15 protein-coding genes and 1 tRNA gene are annotated in these 15,606 nt (G+C 58.0%); 12 read left to right on the top strand and 4 right to left on the bottom strand.

Annotation, left to right across the window (positions count from 1 at the left end; all coding sequences use genetic code 11):
* Positions 1 to 1,010, bottom strand: a 1,010-nt coding sequence (locus VL197_13215) for a 3-deoxy-7-phosphoheptulonate synthase (protein ID HUJ18937.1), incomplete at its 3' end; no start/stop codon positions are given.
* A 132-nt stretch (positions 1,011 to 1,142) separates the two neighbouring features.
* Between VL197_13215 and VL197_13210 the strand changes: the two genes are divergently transcribed.
* From VL197_13210 to VL197_13165, 10 genes are all read left to right on the top strand, one after another.
* Positions 1,143 to 1,601: a hypothetical protein gene (locus VL197_13210; protein HUJ18936.1), complete on the top strand. Its 459-nt coding sequence runs from the start codon at positions 1,143 to 1,145 to the stop codon at positions 1,599 to 1,601.
* 123 nt (positions 1,602 to 1,724) lie between these two features.
* Positions 1,725 to 2,564, top strand: a complete 840-nt coding sequence (locus VL197_13205; GenBank protein ID HUJ18935.1) for a transketolase — start codon at positions 1,725 to 1,727, stop codon at positions 2,562 to 2,564.
* 110 nt (positions 2,565 to 2,674) lie between these two features.
* Positions 2,675 to 3,628, top strand: a complete 954-nt coding sequence (locus tag VL197_13200) for a transketolase family protein (GenBank protein ID HUJ18934.1) — start codon at positions 2,675 to 2,677, stop codon at positions 3,626 to 3,628.
* Positions 3,629 to 3,731: 103 nt separating this feature from the next.
* Positions 3,732 to 4,430 carry a cell division ATP-binding protein FtsE gene (ftsE, locus tag VL197_13195; GenBank protein ID HUJ18933.1) on the top strand — a complete coding sequence of 233 codons (699 nt, stop codon included), beginning with the start codon at positions 3,732 to 3,734 and terminating at the stop codon, positions 4,428 to 4,430.
* Between the two features lie 49 nt (positions 4,431 to 4,479).
* Positions 4,480 to 5,367, top strand: coding sequence for a permease-like cell division protein FtsX (locus tag VL197_13190; protein HUJ18932.1), 888 nt, complete (start codon positions 4,480 to 4,482; stop codon positions 5,365 to 5,367).
* Positions 5,368 to 5,535: 168 nt separating this feature from the next.
* A complete protein-coding gene (locus VL197_13185; GenBank protein ID HUJ18931.1) occupies positions 5,536 to 6,699 on the top strand; it encodes a peptidoglycan DD-metalloendopeptidase family protein in 1,164 nt (387 codons plus the stop codon).
* Positions 6,700 to 6,714: 15 nt separating this feature from the next.
* On the top strand, positions 6,715 to 8,133 hold the full coding sequence (locus VL197_13180; GenBank protein ID HUJ18930.1) for a S41 family peptidase: 1,419 nt from the start codon (positions 6,715 to 6,717) through the stop codon (positions 8,131 to 8,133).
* Between the two features lie 272 nt (positions 8,134 to 8,405).
* Positions 8,406 to 8,672 (top strand): co-chaperone GroES, encoded by a 267-nt coding sequence (locus VL197_13175; protein HUJ18929.1) that lies wholly within the window; start codon positions 8,406 to 8,408, stop codon positions 8,670 to 8,672.
* A gap of 57 nt (positions 8,673 to 8,729) precedes the next feature.
* Entirely contained in the window at positions 8,730 to 10,382 is a 1,653-nt protein-coding gene (gene groL / locus VL197_13170) for a chaperonin GroEL (GenBank protein HUJ18928.1), read from the top strand.
* Between the two features lie 116 nt (positions 10,383 to 10,498).
* On the top strand, positions 10,499 to 11,107 hold the full coding sequence (locus tag VL197_13165) for a methyltransferase domain-containing protein (GenBank protein ID HUJ18927.1): 609 nt from the start codon (positions 10,499 to 10,501) through the stop codon (positions 11,105 to 11,107).
* Here VL197_13165 and VL197_13160 read toward each other — a convergent pair.
* The 3 genes from VL197_13160 to VL197_13150 form a co-directional block, all read right to left on the bottom strand.
* Positions 11,091 to 11,675, bottom strand: coding sequence for a hypothetical protein (locus tag VL197_13160; GenBank protein HUJ18926.1), 585 nt, complete (start codon positions 11,673 to 11,675; stop codon positions 11,091 to 11,093). The two genes, VL197_13165 and VL197_13160, sit on opposite strands and share 17 nt — an antisense overlap.
* 13 nt (positions 11,676 to 11,688) lie before the next feature.
* Positions 11,689 to 13,044, bottom strand: coding sequence for an HD domain-containing phosphohydrolase (locus tag VL197_13155; GenBank protein HUJ18925.1), 1,356 nt, complete (start codon positions 13,042 to 13,044; stop codon positions 11,689 to 11,691).
* A 463-nt stretch (positions 13,045 to 13,507) separates the two neighbouring features.
* Positions 13,508 to 14,431, bottom strand: a complete 924-nt coding sequence (locus tag VL197_13150) for an NAD(P)-dependent alcohol dehydrogenase (protein HUJ18924.1) — start codon at positions 14,429 to 14,431, stop codon at positions 13,508 to 13,510.
* A 191-nt stretch (positions 14,432 to 14,622) separates the two neighbouring features.
* Between VL197_13150 and VL197_13145 the strand changes: the two genes are divergently transcribed.
* Together VL197_13145 and VL197_13140 are read left to right on the top strand one after the other, a co-directional pair.
* The gene (locus VL197_13145; protein HUJ18923.1) at positions 14,623 to 15,084 is read left to right on the top strand and encodes an NUDIX domain-containing protein; all 462 of its coding nucleotides are present in this window, start codon (positions 14,623 to 14,625) and stop codon (positions 15,082 to 15,084) included.
* Positions 15,085 to 15,378: 294 nt separating this feature from the next.
* Positions 15,379 to 15,465, top strand: a tRNA-Leu gene (locus VL197_13140).
* Positions 15,466 to 15,606: the final 141 nt, after the last annotated feature.

Here is a 15,606-nt window from a genome sequence, read left to right as displayed (position 1 = left end):
TCGCGGATCAGATTTTCCGAATCCTTCCACCCCAGGCAAGGGTCGGTGATGGACTTGCCGTACACATTGTCCGTCACCTTCTGGCTGCCTTCCTCGATGAAGCTCTCGATCATGAAGCCCTTCACCATGTCCTTGAGCAGCGCCGAATGCTGGCGGCTGCGCATGACCTCCTTGGCGATTCGCGGCTGCTCGGCGAACTTCTTGTTCGAGTTGGCGTGGTTCGTGTCCACGATGATGGCGGGATTCACGAGCCTTTTTTTCTTATAGGACTCCGCAGCCATCATGAGGTCCTCGTAGTGGTAATTGGGGATGTTCAGTCCGTGATAATCAACGGCGCCGCGGAGCACGCAGTGCGTAAGGTTGTTCCCCGACGTCTTGACCTCCCACCGGTTGTAGCTGAAGAGATGCGGCGCCTGGGAGGCCTGCACCGAATTGAACATGACCTCGAAGTCGCCCGACGTGGGGTTCTTCATGCCGACGGGAATATCGAGGCCGCTGCAGGTGAGGCGGTGCGCCTGGTTCTCGACGGAGCGAGCGCCGACGGCAACGTAGCTCAGGACATCCTCCAGGTACGGGTAGTTGCCGGGATAGAGCATTTCGTCGGCAGCGGAAAGGTGTGATTCCGTGAGGGCGCGTATGTGCATTTTCCTGATGGCCTTGATACCCTCGACGATGTTCGGTTCCTCCTGTGGATTCGGCTGGTGCGCCATGCCCTTGTACCCGATCCCGGTCGTGCGCGGCTTGTTCGTGTATATCCTCGGGATGATGATGATCCTGTCCTTAACAGTTGTCTGCACTTTCGCGAGCCGCGCGATGTAATCGCAGACGGCCTCCTCATCATGCGCAGAGCAGGGACCGATGATGAGGACCAGCTTGTGCGACGTTCCGTCAAAGACGGCCTTGATCTCCTGGTCCTGCTTTTTCTTGACAGCTGCCAGGTCAGCGGAAAGCGGCATCGCGTCCAGGATGGCTTTCGGCTGCGGTATTTCACGTACGTATTCGAAACTCATGGTCTTTCACGGCCTCCCCGGCACGCTACGCTCGTGCCTTTGCGTGTCGTGCAGTATAAAAGCGGTCCCGAGCCAAGTCAAGCCAAAAAGCGGGCAGTAAAAGCAAAAAGTCTTGCAACTTGGAGTTCCTGTTTGTATAATACGTCACTTATGCTCACGGGCTACAATACCGATTTTAAGTTTCAGGGCAAGGTATACCATTGCCAGACCGAGGACGGCGGAATCAACAGCCCCTTCATCACCTCGCTGCTGTATTTTCAGGGAGCGATCCTTGCTTCGCGCAAGACGAGCTACGCCGACATTCTGAAGGCGGATTGTCTCGAGGAAGTCGTACGTGAGCTCATGATGGAACAGCACAAGCAGATGATCCGGGAACTCATGCAGGGCAGGCTCAACGTCGACCGTGCCCCCCACGAAGCGGCTTATTCGCCGCCACCCGCCGCACCGGCTGCCGCGGCACCGGAAGCGGCGCCTCCGCCTGTAAGGGTGGCAGCGCCGCCCGCCCCGGAACCGGTCCAGGAAAAGAGTCTGGACGATATCATTCTCGATTTTCTCGCGCAGGAGCAACGGGAACGGCAGCAACGGAAATAGAAGAACCTTCTTAACCCGCCCGGAGGACACTCCGGAAGAAGCACCCCGGGAGCCCGGCTCTCCGGGAAATGGGAAATGCCCCTCACCTTCACCCTACCAGGGAAAGCTCAGGAGGATAATTGCATGGCGGTCACGGAACAGCAGTTAACAACTCTGAAAGACAAGGCCAGACGGATCCGCATCGACATACTGAAGATGCTGACCGACTGCGGTTCCGGCCACACGGGCGGCAGCCTGTCGGCTGCCGACATCGCAACGGCGCTCTACTTCTACAAAATGAAGTACGATCCGAAAAATCCAGGCTGGAATGGCCGCGATCACTTCATCCTGTCCAAGGGGCACGCGGCGCCGCTCCTGTATACCGCGCTCGCCCATGCCGGGTTCATTGAGACGGCCGAGCTCTGCACCCTTCGCAGGATCGGCTCCCGCCTCCAGGGGCACCCCGATAGCAAATACCTTCCGGGGGTCGAGATATCGACGGGTTCACTGGGACAAGGTCTGTCTGTGGCCAACGGCCTCGCCCTTTCCCATAAGCTGGACAAGACCAGCAACCGCGTCTACGCGCTCCTGGGAGACGGCGAACTCCAGGAAGGACAGGTCTGGGAGGCTGCCATGACCGCGGCCCATTACAAGCTCGACAACCTCTGCGCCCTGGTGGACAACAACGGGCTGCAGATCGATGGACCCGTGGAAAAGGTGATGGGTGTGGAGCCGATCGCCGACAAGTGGCGCGCATTCGGGTGGGAAGTGATCGACATCGATGGCCATGACATGGCGAAGATCGTCGGGGCCCTCGACACAGCCGAGACAGTGAAAGGCAGGCCGACGATGATCGTCTGCCGCACGGTCAAGGGCAAGGGTTCGCGGGTGTTCGAAGGCAAGGTGGAGTTCCACGGCACCACCCCGTCGAAGGAAGAGCTCGAGATCGCGATGAAGGAGCTGGAGCAGGCAGTGTGCAAGTAAAAGGCTGACGCGGAGAGCTGGAGACAGGGGCGATGAGGAGAAAATATCCGAGCTCATGTCTCGCTGTCACCGCGTCTCCTGGTCATATTTTATCGGTTCGCAGGGGGGTAATCGTGAGCAAGGTAGCGACGAGAGATGCCTACGGGGATGCGCTGGTCAGCCTCGGGAAAAAAAGAAATGATGTGGTGGTGCTCGATGCCGACCTGTCCGGCTCAACCAAGACGGCGAAGTTCGCCAAGGTCTTTCCGGACCGTTTTTTCAACATCGGCATCGCGGAGCAGGACATGATGGGCACCGCGGCGGGCCTGGCGCTCGGCGGGAAGCTCCCCTTTGTGAGCACCTTTGCCGTATTCGCGACCGGCCGGGCCTGGGAGCAGGTGCGGCAGTCGATCTGTTATCCCAACCTGAACGTCAAGATCGTGGCAAGCCATGCCGGGGTGACCGTCGGCGAGGACGGCGGTTCCCACCAGGCCATCGAGGACATCGCGGTCATGCGTGTGATCCCTCATATGACCGTGATCGTGCCGGCCGACGGACCCGAGACGCTGCAGGCCATCGAGGCGGTCGCGGAATACAAGGGTCCCTGCTACGTGCGGACGGGTCGGAACAAAGTGCCGACCGTGTGCGGAGAAGATTACAAATTTCAGATAGGCAAAGCGCATATCATCAGCGAGGGCAGGGACGCGGCGATCATCGCGACGGGCATCATGGTGGCCGAGGCGATGAAGGCACGCGACCTGCTCAAAGCCGAGGGGGTAGATGCTGGCGTCATCAACATGTCCACGATCAAGCCGCTTGACGCTGAGGCCGTGGTCAGCGCGGCGAAGCGGTGCGGAGCGATCGTCACCGCGGAGGAGCACTCGATCATCGGCGGGCTGGGCGGAGCTGTGGCCGAGGTCCTGGCGGAATCCTTCCCCGCGCCTCTCGTGCGCGTCGGCGTGAAGGACACCTTCGGCACCTCGGGCGAGGGCGAGGGGCTCATGAAGCACTTCGGCCTTTCGGCGGCTGACATCGCAACGGCGGTAAAAAGCGTGCTCGCAAAGAAGCGGAGCACGAAGTCATAAATAATCCACGGCTCGAAATTCGAGACATTTTATTCGAATCGTCAAGACACAAAGGGGAAGACCGTTCAGGATCGAGCGATTCGTGTTCCGGATTTGATTTTCCATGATCCAGCTTTACCGCGTGACAAAATCCTATGAAGGCGTTCCCGCCCTCCGCGAGGTCACCTTTTCGGTGGAGAAGGGGGAATTCGTCTTCGTCACCGGGCCCAGCGGCGCGGGCAAGACAACGCTCCTCAAGATCCTCTTCTGCGCCGAGCACGCCGATGAAGGCCAGATCATCATCCAGGGCCTGAACACCTTCAGGCTCAGCCCGTCGAGTATTCCCTACCTCAGGCGCAACATGGGGTTCGTTTTCCAGGATTACAAGCTCCTTTCTCACAAGACGGTGTTCGAGAACATCGCTCTTGCCCTCAAGGTAGTGGGGGCGCCCTATGGCGAGATCGAGCGGCGGGCCTACCAGGTGCTCAAGAAGGTCGGCATGGATTCGAAGATGCGGCTTACGCCGCCGAAGCTCTCTGGCGGTGAACAGCAGCGGGTCGCCGTCGCGCGAGCACTGGTGAACGAACCGCTCGTGCTTCTTGCCGACGAACCGACGGGCAACCTGGACCCTCAGAGCGGGCAGGACGTGTTCCGCCTGTTCCGGGACATCAACATGAAAGGCACGACGGTCGTCGTGGCGACGCACGACTGGGAAACGGTCCGCAAGATGCAGCGCAGGATCATTACGATGGAGCGGGGCAAGGTGACTGACGATGGCAGGCAGGCAGGAAAGAAGGCACAGAACATGGAGCACAAAGCGTAACGGTAACGACGACGCCCGGTTCCATGCCCCCTGCGCCTAGCGGTTCATTATGAAAGGGTATGGTCTCTTCTACTATATCTCCGAGGCTTTTCGCGGCCTCCGATCCAACAGCGTGGTGAACCTGCTCGCCGTGGGGACGATCAGCATGGCCATGCTGATCGTCGGGTTCTTTCTCCTCGCTTTCATCAACCTCCACACCGTCGTGAGCGCTGCCGGGGACCGTCTCGATGTATCGGTCTACCTGAAGGACGGGCTAACGGCACCGGAGCGCGACTTTCTGCAGGATCGGCTCAGGGCCGAACCCGGCGTCAGAAAAGTGACCTATCTTCCCAAGGCCGAGGCGCTGACGCAGTTCCGGAAGGAACTCAAAGGTCAGGAGCACCTGATCCAGGGGCTGGGGGAGAACCCCCTACCCGATTCCTTCGAAGTGAACATCGACCGCCGGTTCGCCGAGGCGGACAGGCTCGAGGCCATGGCGAAAAAGTTCGGCGCCTATCCCGGCGTCGAAGAAGTCTCCTACGGGAAGGAAGGCGCCCGGTTCGTGGCAAACCTGTTCACGGTGATCACCTATGGCGGGATTGCCCTTGCGGTCCTGCTTGGCGTGACCGTCGTCTTCATCATATCCAATTCGGTCCGGCTCGCGCTCTACTCGCGCGGGCAGGAGATCGAACTCATGCAATGGATCGGCGCTACACGGGGTTTTATACAAGGCCCCTTCCTGATCGAGGGAATGATGCTCGCCATGCTCGGCACGGCGCTGGCCATTGGCGTGCTGGCGGCGCTGTTTTATGCTCTTCCCCGGGACCTCATCCAGTTCCTTTCGCGGCCGAACGGACTGGATTTTCTGCCCTTGCCGGTGGTAGCATATATGGTTGCGGGCGGCGGCCTTCTGGGTCTCGTTGGAGCGCAGGTGTCGGTCGGGAAGTTCCTGGAATGACCCGAATGCACGGTGTTTACGACCGATGAATAGGGACACGTAGAAATTTGGAAAGGCGGACATTTGTTCCGCCATTATTCCCGAAGATGATCGGCAGCAGGGTTTATACTTATGTTCCCGACAGGCGCCTTCGGGATAAATCGCAGATGCCGGCATAGCCGGAACAGGATGATGAAAGGTTTCATTCTTTTTCTTCTCACCGCCGTGGTAACTCTCGGCATCGTCTCGCCGTTCCCGGCTGCCGCAGACACGACAGGAAACACAAAAGAGCTGCAGCGCATCAAGCGGGAGATGGGTGAGAAGAAGAAAGCCGTTGCGCGGGCGGACAAGCAGGAACGCTCAATCCTGGGCGATCTTGACCGTATCGACCGCCAGGTGCAGGAGGGCAAGGCCGATCTGGCGGAGCAGTACAAGAAGCTGAAGGAAGCCGAACTGTCGCTGAAGGGCGTGGAACAGAACAGTTCTGCGATCACCGCGGAGCTGGCCGATCAGAAGCGCTTGTATGCCCTCCGGCTCCGTGCCTTGTATAAAATGAGCAGGAACGGCTCTGCCGCATCATTCCTCTTCTCTACTGCCGATGGCAGCGCGCTGAAGCGCATCAGATACCTGGGCATGATCGCCGACCGCGACCGGACGATCATGCGGGAATACGGGAACACACTGGCCACCCTCGAACGGAAGCAGGCGGAGCTGTCGGAGAAAAGGGCGGGATTGATCGCACGCAAACGGGCGATCGAGGGCAAGAAAAGCGAACTGGAGGAGAGAAAGCGCAGGAAGGCGGTGCTGCTCGCCTCGGTTCGGAAGGAAAAAGACATCTCCCGGGAGATGCTCCACGAGTTGGAAGAAGCCTCCGCGAATCTCTGGGCCATGATCAGGAGGTCGGAGGACGAGAGGAAGGTCAGGTCTTCCTCCCCTCCGCCCGTCAGTGCAGGACGCGGAAGGGAACGGTTGCCCTGGCCGGTTGAAGGACGGGTGCTCACGCGGTTCGGCATGCAGTTACATCCCCAGTTCAAGACTAAGGTGTTCCGCAGGGGGATCGAGATCGCGGCCCGCGAGGGAGAGCCGGTCCGTGCCGTGGGCGAGGGTCGGATCGCGTTCGCCGACTGGTACAAGGGCTACGGCAAGCTCCTGATCATTGAGCACGCCCCGGGGTTCTACACGCTCTACGGCAACCTGTCACAGTTGGATCTCAACAAGGGGGACCGCGTGCTGAAGGGCCAGGTGATCGGGCTGGCCGGAGATACGGGCAGCCTGAAGGGATCTAAATTATATTTCGAGATGCGCCGGAACGGCGAAGCCCAGGACCCGCTCCTGTGGCTTGCAAAGCGGTGACAACGGAGAGAAGAGATGAAATTATTCACGGAGGAAGGCGACATGATCAAAATCAACAAAAAGAAGTTTTTACTGACGGCGTTCGTGCTCCTGCTGGCGGGAACGCTCGTCCTGCTCACGACGGGTATCCTTATCGGCCAGGAGGCGGCCCAGTCCCGGTCGGATACCTATGAGGACCTGAAGGCGTTCACGCAGGCGCTGGAACTGGTGAAGCGGAACTACGTCGAGAACCCGAATTCGAAGGAGCTGATCGAGGGTGCGATCCGGGGCATGATCGCCGGCCTTGATCCGCACTCGTCCTATATGGCCGAGCGCGCGTTCAAGGAAATGAGCCTCGACATCAAGGGCGAATTCACCGGCGTCGGGATCCAGATCGGGATCAAGAACGCCATGCTCACGATCATTGCCCCGATCGAGGACACGCCCGGCGACCGGGCAGGATTGCTTGCCGGCGACAAGATCATCAAGATAAACGACGAATGGACGAGGGACATGGCGATCGACCAGGCCGTGGACAAGATGCGCGGTCCGAAGGGCACGCAGGTCCGCCTCCTGATCCAGCGGGAGGGATGGGACAAACCGAAAGAGTTCAAGATCACGAGGGATACTATCAAGGTCCAGAGCGTCAAATCGAAGATGCTCGATCCCGGGATCGGCTATGTCAAGATCATCCAGTTCCAGGGTCAGACCACCGAAGAACTCGAGAAGGCGCTCAAGGGGCTTGAGGCAAAGGGCATGAAAAAACTGGTCCTCGACATGCGGAACAACCCCGGAGGCATCCTTGACGCTTCCGTCGACGTGAGCGGCAAATTCTTGCCCAAGGACAGTCTTGTCGTGTACCTTCAGGGGAGGCAGAAGACGGATCGGAAGGACTATCTGACCGCGAGTTCTGAGCCCCCGCGCAACTACCCCATCGTCGTTCTGGTCAATACCGGCAGCGCCAGTGCCTCGGAGATCGTGGCCGGAGCGCTCCAAGACTCCAAACGGGCAGTGATCGTAGGCACGCAGACTTTCGGAAAGGGTTCGGTGCAGACCGTGTTCCCCATCGAGAACGGGGGGGGCATCCGGCTTACTACGGCCAAGTATTACACGCCGAGCGGACGTTCGATCCAGAATGTCGGCATCACCCCCGACATCGAAGTGAAGCTGCCGACCGTGAAGGAGCCGAAGGACGGCGAGTCCGTGCATGTGCTAGTCCGGGAAAAAGACCTTGAACGTCACCTGAAGAATGACACGGTGAAGGAAGAGAAAAAAAAGAAGGAGCACGGCGCGGGAGATGACGATCTGACCATGGAGGTCGTACCCAAGGACGAGAAGGACGACATTCAGATCCAGAAGGCGCTAGAGATCCTGAAGACCGCGGTCAAGGCCGAAGATGTATTCAAAAGCATACCCGTGGCAGCCAAGATAACGGGTGAGCAGAAGGAAAAATAAAGATCACCCAGCCAAGGTAATTCTTAATTAGTTGAAAGAGCGGGACTATTTGTCCTGCTCTTTTTTTTACAAAAATATCAGATTACACCTCAAGAACATAAAAATTCTGGTTAATTCTCGGTAAATCTGCCAATAATTGCTCATAATCTGGTTTGCATTTTTTGAGGCCGGTCAATATATTAGCACTCGCCACAAATGAGTGCTAACCTGTGGTACAATAGTTTTGTAGTCATCAAGTGCAAATTTAATATCGACAAGAAAGGAGTTGCAAGATGAGCGTAAAGTTCAAGCCGTTGAAGGACAGGGTTTTCGTGAGCTATACCGCGGAGTTGGAAAAGACCGCAGGAGGCCTCTATATTCCTGACAGCGCAAAAGAGAAGCCGCAGAGCGGGCAGGTCGAGGCAATCGGCTCCGAAGTGAAGTCACTCAAGGTCGGGGACAAGATCCTGTTCGACCGCTATTCGGGCTCCAAGATCAATATCGACAACATCGAGTATCTGATCGTGAAGGAAGAAGACGTATTGGGCGTGCTGGCATAAGTCCCGGCGAAGCAGTTCCTAATTCTGAAAAATTGAATTCCTGAGGAGGATAATTATATGGCAAAGCAGCTTCTGTTTGACCAGGATGCGCGGGCGAGCATTCTGAAGGGTGTGAACGTCCTGACGGACGCCGTCAAGGCGACGCTCGGCCCCAAGGGACGCAACGTCATGATCGACAAAAAATTCGGCGCGCCGACCATCACCAAGGACGGCGTGACCGTGGCAAAGGAAGTGGAGCTCAAGGACGCCTACGAGAACATGGGCGCCCAGCTCGTGCGCGAGGTCGCCTCCAAGACCTCGGACGTGGCCGGCGACGGAACCACGACAGCGACGGTGCTGGCCCAGGCCATCTACCGCGAGGGTATGAAGAACGTCACGGCCGGCGCAAACCCCATGGACCTGAAGCGCGGCATTGAGAAGGCCGTCGCGGCCGTCATCGAAAACCTGAAGAAGATGTCCAAGCCGGTCAATGAGAAGAAAGAGATATCCCAGGTCGGCAGCATCTCCGCGAACAGCGACGAGACCATCGGCAAACTGATCGCCGAGGCCGTGGACAAGGTGGGCAAGGACGGCGTGATTACCGTGGAAGAGGCAAAGAGCATGAGCACGAGCCTCGACGTGGTCGAGGGCATGCAGTTCGACCGCGGATACATCTCCCCCTATTTCGTGACCAATGCCGAGAAGATGGAGGCCGTTCTCGAGAACGCCTACATCCTGCTCTCGGAGAAGAAGATCTCGAGCATGAAGGACCTGCTCCCGATCCTGGAGCAGACCGCAAAGATGGGCGCGCCCATGGTGATCATTGCAGAGGACGTGGAAGGCGAGGCCCTGGCCACCCTCGTGGTGAACAAGCTCAGGGGCACGCTCCAGATCTGCGCAGTGAAGGCGCCGGGCTTCGGCGACCGCCGCAAGGCCATGCTCGAGGACATTGCTATCCTGACCGGCGGCCAGGTCATCTCCGAGGACCTGGGCATCAAGCTTGAGAACGTAAAGATCAGCGACCTTGGCCGCGCCAAAAAGATCACCGTGGACAAGGACAACACGACCATCGTCGAGGGCACGGGCAAGACCGATGGGATCCAGGGACGCGTGAAGCAGATCAAGGCCCAGATCGCTGAAACGACCTCGGATTACGACAAAGAGAAGCTCCAGGAACGGCTTGCCAAGATCGTAGGCGGCGTTGCGGTCATTAATGTTGGGGCCTCAACAGAGACGGAAATGAAAGAGAAAAAGGCTCGCGTTGAGGATGCACTGCATGCGACCCGCGCGGCCATGGAAGAGGGCATCGTGGCCGGCGGCGGCGTTGCGCTGCTCCGCTGTATCCCGGTTCTGGACAAAATGAAGCTTGCCGGCGACGAACAAATCGGCGTTAATATCATCAAGAAGTCTCTTGAAGAGCCGATCCGCCAGATCGTGAACAACGCCGGACTCGAGCCGTCGGTAATCGTGGACAAGGTGAAGTCTTCAGATAAGCCGAACTACGGCTTTGATGCACAGAAGGAAGAGTATGTTGACATGCTCCAGGCCGGCATCATCGACCCGACCAAGGTGACGCGGTCCGCGCTCCAGAATGCCTCTTCCGTGGCGAGCCTCATGCTCACTACGGAAGTCATGATCACCGATCTGCCTGAAGAAAAGGGTGGCGGGATGCCCGGCGGTGGAATGCCCGGCGGCATGGGCGGTATGGGCGGCATGGGCGGCATGTATTAAGCGGAGTTTCCTTTCACGAGGAACGCAGCGGGCCGGCAGGGAGAATTCTCCTGCCGGCCTTTTTATTCGAGCGGTGCATCGGGAGTCGTTCTCTGTTTACTTCTCTTTTCTTGAACATGCTGAACAGGGAGGCGTCGTCTGCACGGAGCAGGCCGGAAGGGATACTGGAAGAACTCCATATACGGGAAGGCCTGGCGATCGCGGACATCGGTTCCGGAGGCGGTTATTTTACGCTCGCCTTTGCCCGGAGGACAGGCAAGACCGGGCGTATCTACGCCGTTGATGTCAAGAAGAAGTACCTGGATTTCATCAGGCGAAGGTCAGAGCGGGCAGGGTTCGAGAACATCATATTCGTACTGGCCGGTGAGACCGCGCTGGACCTGCCGAAAGCCGGCCTCGATCTCGTTTTCGCCCGGAATGTGTTCCATCATCTGCATGAACCGGCGAATTACTTCGCCGATCTCTATCAGCATCTGAAGCCGGGCGGAAGAGTCGCGATCATAGAACACAAGAAGAAGGGCTTCGGCTTTGTCTCTCTCTTCGGCCACCATACTTCGCGGGATGCCATCGTGAGTGCCATGGAAAAGGCCGGCTATTCGGAAGTCCGTTCCTTCGACTTCCTGCAGGACCAGACCTTTACCCTCTTCGCGAAGAAAGAGCAGGCGGATTTTAAACAGAAAAAGTTCGAAGCGGCTGGCGGAGGAAAAGCTACTTCATGGCTCTAAGCCGCTGGAGCTGGACCGTGGCGGTATCGATGGCGCTCCTGGCGTGTTTGTTGCCATGGTCGAAGTCAAGGACCTTTTTCCAGACCTCGATGGCCTCATCGAGCTTTTCTTCCCGGTACTTGGTAAGACCGATCTCGATCAGGCCATTGGAACAGGCCTCGATGTGCCTGTTGAGGTAGTCATCGTCAAAAGACAGCGACGGGGCGAAATCACGCGTCGTTATACCGCTCTCGAATATCATCCGGTAGGCAAGCCCCGCCTCTAGGAGCTCCCCTCTCTGGTATGCGGCATCCGACGCTGCCCTGATCTGCTCCCCCAAATTGAGATATCCCTGACGCAGCCCCCGAATATGTTTTTTATCGTAAGCAGTTGAGTAGATTGCGAGGGCCTTTCCATAGGCGCCCAGGGCAACCTGTTTCTGCGCCATCCTGTCCGTGTCGGCGATGGCCTTCGTGTCCTGCGACAGAGAAGGGGGATGCCGGTGGGCGGGCGCGCAAGCTGCCGATGCCAGCACGACAAGAACAAGACAGGTGAGCGCTCTTACTACGGACGATGCGGCCATGCTCACGCTCCCTCCTTTTTCAACCAATCCCGGGAACCTGCTCGGCAAGCTCGGGCTCGCTTTCGATAAGTTCGCGGAACGCTGCAACGATGCGCGGGTCGAACTGCCTCCCCGCGTAGCGGTCCAGTTCGCGCAGCGCCTCTTCCGGCGTGCGGGGCTGCTTGTAGGGCCGCGATGACGTCATCGCGTCAAAGGAGTCGGCGACGGCGATGATCGCGGCGTGCAGGGGAATGTCATCGCCGCGGAGACCGTCGGGATATCCCTGTCCATTGTACCACTCATGGTGGTGCCGCACGGCGGGGATGTATTTCTGCAGCGATTTTGCCCTGCTCAGGATCGCCGCACCGTGATCGCTGTGAACGGCCATCTCGTGGCGTTCCAGGGGCGTGAGCTGTCCTTCCTTGAGCAGAACGAAATCAGGGGTCTTCAGCTTCCCGACGTCGTGGAACAGGCTGGCGATTTCGAGGTCTTCCAGCTCCAGATGGCCGAGGCCGAGCGCTTCGCCGATCTTCTTCGCCCACTGGGAAACCCTCGTGGAATGCCCGAGCGTGTAGGGATCGCGCGCGTCGATCGCGGCGGCAAGGACCTTGACTGTGGACACGTAGGCCTCCTCGAGCTCCCGCGCCGAGGCGGCGAGCGAGCCCTTCTGTTTTGTGATGAGCTCGGCCATGCGATTGAAGCTCTGCGTCAGGCTGCCAAGCTCGTCGTAGGAATAGACCTTGAGCCTCGACCGCTTTCCTTCGTGCAGCTCTCCGACGCCCCGGGACAGCTCCTTGATGGGCCGGATAACGAACGAGGAAAGCACGAGGATGCACCCGATGCCCAGGACCAGCGTAATGCCCAGCCCCGCGATGATCCCCCGCCGGGTCTCGGCCCGCGTATGGAGCAGGACCCATTCGTTGACGCCGATGACGACGCTGCCGATCCTTTTGCCCTGGAACAGAACGGGCGTGCCGATCTCAAATGAATCGCCAGACGCGCCGTGCACTTCGATGATGCGGGTGCCGTCTTCGCTCTGCTTGAGCGCATCACCCTGGGACGGGTGCAGGAATGTGCCCCGTTTCGCGAGGTCGGTGTGGGCCAGGACCTTCCTGTCCGCATCCGTGACCGCGACGAATTCCACGTCGGTGTTCACGTCCTTCACCTTTGTGACGATGTTGTCGATGCCGAGGAGGTCGCCCGAAAGAATGCTGTACGGCGCAAGGGCGGCCGTGCTCCTGCAGAGGGATTCCGCCCGCTTCAGGACTTCCTCGAGAATATGACGGTTCATGGTCTGGATCGTGAGCAGGGAAAAGATAGAGGCGGTGAGCAGGAGGAGGACGATGATAAAGACAGCCATCTTGAACCGTATCGTTGTGAAGATTCTGCTTCGCATCCCGGCCCCTTTGTTTCCTGATATCATACGAGCAACGCCTTCCTTAATAGCATAGTCTGCCCGAGGAGTCAATTTACTTTTTTTATTTTTGCGAATACTGCAACAAAAGTAGCAAAATATTGGGGAATCTATCTCAAATACAGCACTAGAGAAGGAGCGTTGAAGAAACTCTATGAGAAGAGGGAAGACTTCCAGAGATTACCGGACAAGTCAAATTCGTCACAAGGAGGGTGCATTTATCGGTTAGACACACGCTGCGTTGTTGGCCGAACGCGGGCATGCGGGAGCGATGCAGAGGATTATCGTGCAGGGCACTTCAGGGTTTCCCGCCACGGGAGCCGAAATCAGGATATAGGGCGGCGAATCTTTTTTCGTCATTCCCCGCTTTGGAAAGGACAAGGAAAGATCCCCTTTATCGTTGGCCGTGTTTCTCTCTTCTCAGGCCTGTCTCGAGATTGTTCCCTCAGGCGGCCTTCAACACAATCTTTCCCCGCGCCCTCTCCGCTTCGCTGTATGCCAAGGCTTCCCTGGCCTCGTCAAGCGAATAGACCCTGTCTATGGCGATCCTGATCCTGTCGGCCTCGATCTGGTCCTTCATCCAGTCCATGTCTTCCGGAGTTGGGCCGCCCGGAACGCCTTTCGCTTTTTTGCCAGCCTCCTCCGTCAGGCCGGCATTGGGAAGCGTCCTGATATAGATGCCGTTCGGCGTCAGAACATCCTTGCATTCCTCGAAGGTCCGCTTCGCTACGGCGTCGAAGATGATGTCATAGCGCTCCTTCCCCCGGGTGAAATCCTCTCGGGTATAGTCGATGACTTCGTCCGCTCCCAGGCCTTTCACGAACGCCGCGTTCTCTCCCTTGCAGACACCCGTGACCGTCGCGCCGAAGACCTTCGCGATCTGGACTGCAAAGTGCCCCACGCCGCCGGCCGCGCCGACCACGAGCACCATCTTGCCCGCGCTGATCTCCCCGGCGTCCCGGAGAGACCTGAGCGCGGTCAAACCGGCGATCGGGATCGATGCCGCCTCTTCGAACGAGATATTCGCAGGCTTCGGATAGACCGTTTGCTCAGGTGCGACCGCGTACTCTGCAAAGGACCCGGGTTTCAGCATATGAGTAATGGCGATTACCTGGTCTCCCTCTTTGAACAGTTTCGCCGCCGTACCCGTTTCCACGACCTCTCCCGCGCATTCCCTGCCGAGGACTATGGGGAATGACTGGCCCAGCATGGACCGCAGCATGCCGTCCCGGATCTTCCAGTCCACGGGATTGACTCCTGCCGCGCGGACCCGGATGAGCACCTCGGAAAGACTGGGTCTGGGCCGGGACAGCTCCCTGATCTCAATAACGTTGTTGCCTCCGTATTTATTGATGGTTACTGCTTTCATGGTTCATCTCCTTCTTCTGATGACCGGTTCCCCGGTAAAACATTGCGTTCGATTCAATTTTATCACTGGCGACTGATACCGGCTGATGCGCGTGCACCTTTAGTTCTATCGTATGGTACGAATCGTTCGGGCCGGTTCTTGTGAAGGTCGTGCCCGGATGCTAGAATTTCATCATCAGGGGAAAGGGACACATGATACACAAGACCAGCGCTGGCATTCTGATGTATCGCAAAAGAAACTTGAAGACAGAGGTCTTCCTCGTGCATCCGGGTGGTCCTTATTTTACGGGGAAAGACGCCGGGTACTGGTCTATCCCGAAGGGCGAACTCGATGAAGGAGAAGACGCGTTTGCCGCAGCAAAGCGCGAATTCGAAGAGGAGACGGGGTGCAGGCCAGCAGGTTCCTTCTTGCCGTTGTCACCTGTGCAGCAGAAGAACGGGAAGATCGTCCTGTCCTGGGCCGTGCAGGGGGGATGTGACGCGGATACGATCGTAAGCAATACGTTCAGCCTGGAATGGCCGCCGAACTCGGGCAGGGTGCAGGAATTCCCGGAAGTGGACAGAGCGGCATGGTTCACCATCGCGGAGGCCAGACCGAAGATCAATCCAGCCCAGGCAGCGCTGCTGGATGAACTGGAATTAAAAACTGCATGAACAATTCTCTGGCGGTCTTTTGAACAGCCGTAGAGGGATCCGGCGAAAGAAGAAAAGGCAGGGGAGGTTTTTTCTGCGGGATGTGCCTGACAAGAACGGCTGCAAAGGACACTGATCAAGGACAGGCTTCTGGAAAGGATTTTATGAGGCAAGGATCAATTGAAAGAGTCACGCTGATCTTACAGATTTGTATGCGTCACGACCTGTGCATCCTCGTCATCTCTGCATGATGCGTCAAAATATCCTTGACAATCAGCCCCCTTGTCTTTATTATTACACTTCGTTGCGTCTTATGCCGAAGTGGTGGAACTGGTAGACGCGCTGCGTTCAGGGCGCAGTGGGAGCAATCCCGTGGGGGTTCGAGTCCCCCCTTCGGCACCATTCAAGCAGAATTCCCCTTCTCCATCCGCAGCAGCACAGGCATCATGTTCGTGACCCAGGTCATTGCCCGGCATTTCCTGCAACCGCTCATTTCATCCGCCCTAACTTGTATCGATGATATCCGTAAGATGTCAGGAAAGC

The organism is Nitrospirota bacterium (genome assembly GCA_035516965.1).
Taxonomy (GTDB): domain Bacteria; phylum Nitrospirota; class UBA9217; order UBA9217; family UBA9217; genus MHEA01.
The sequence above is the reverse complement of the archived record's forward strand: the minus strand, read 5'-3'. Positions and strand labels throughout refer to the sequence as shown.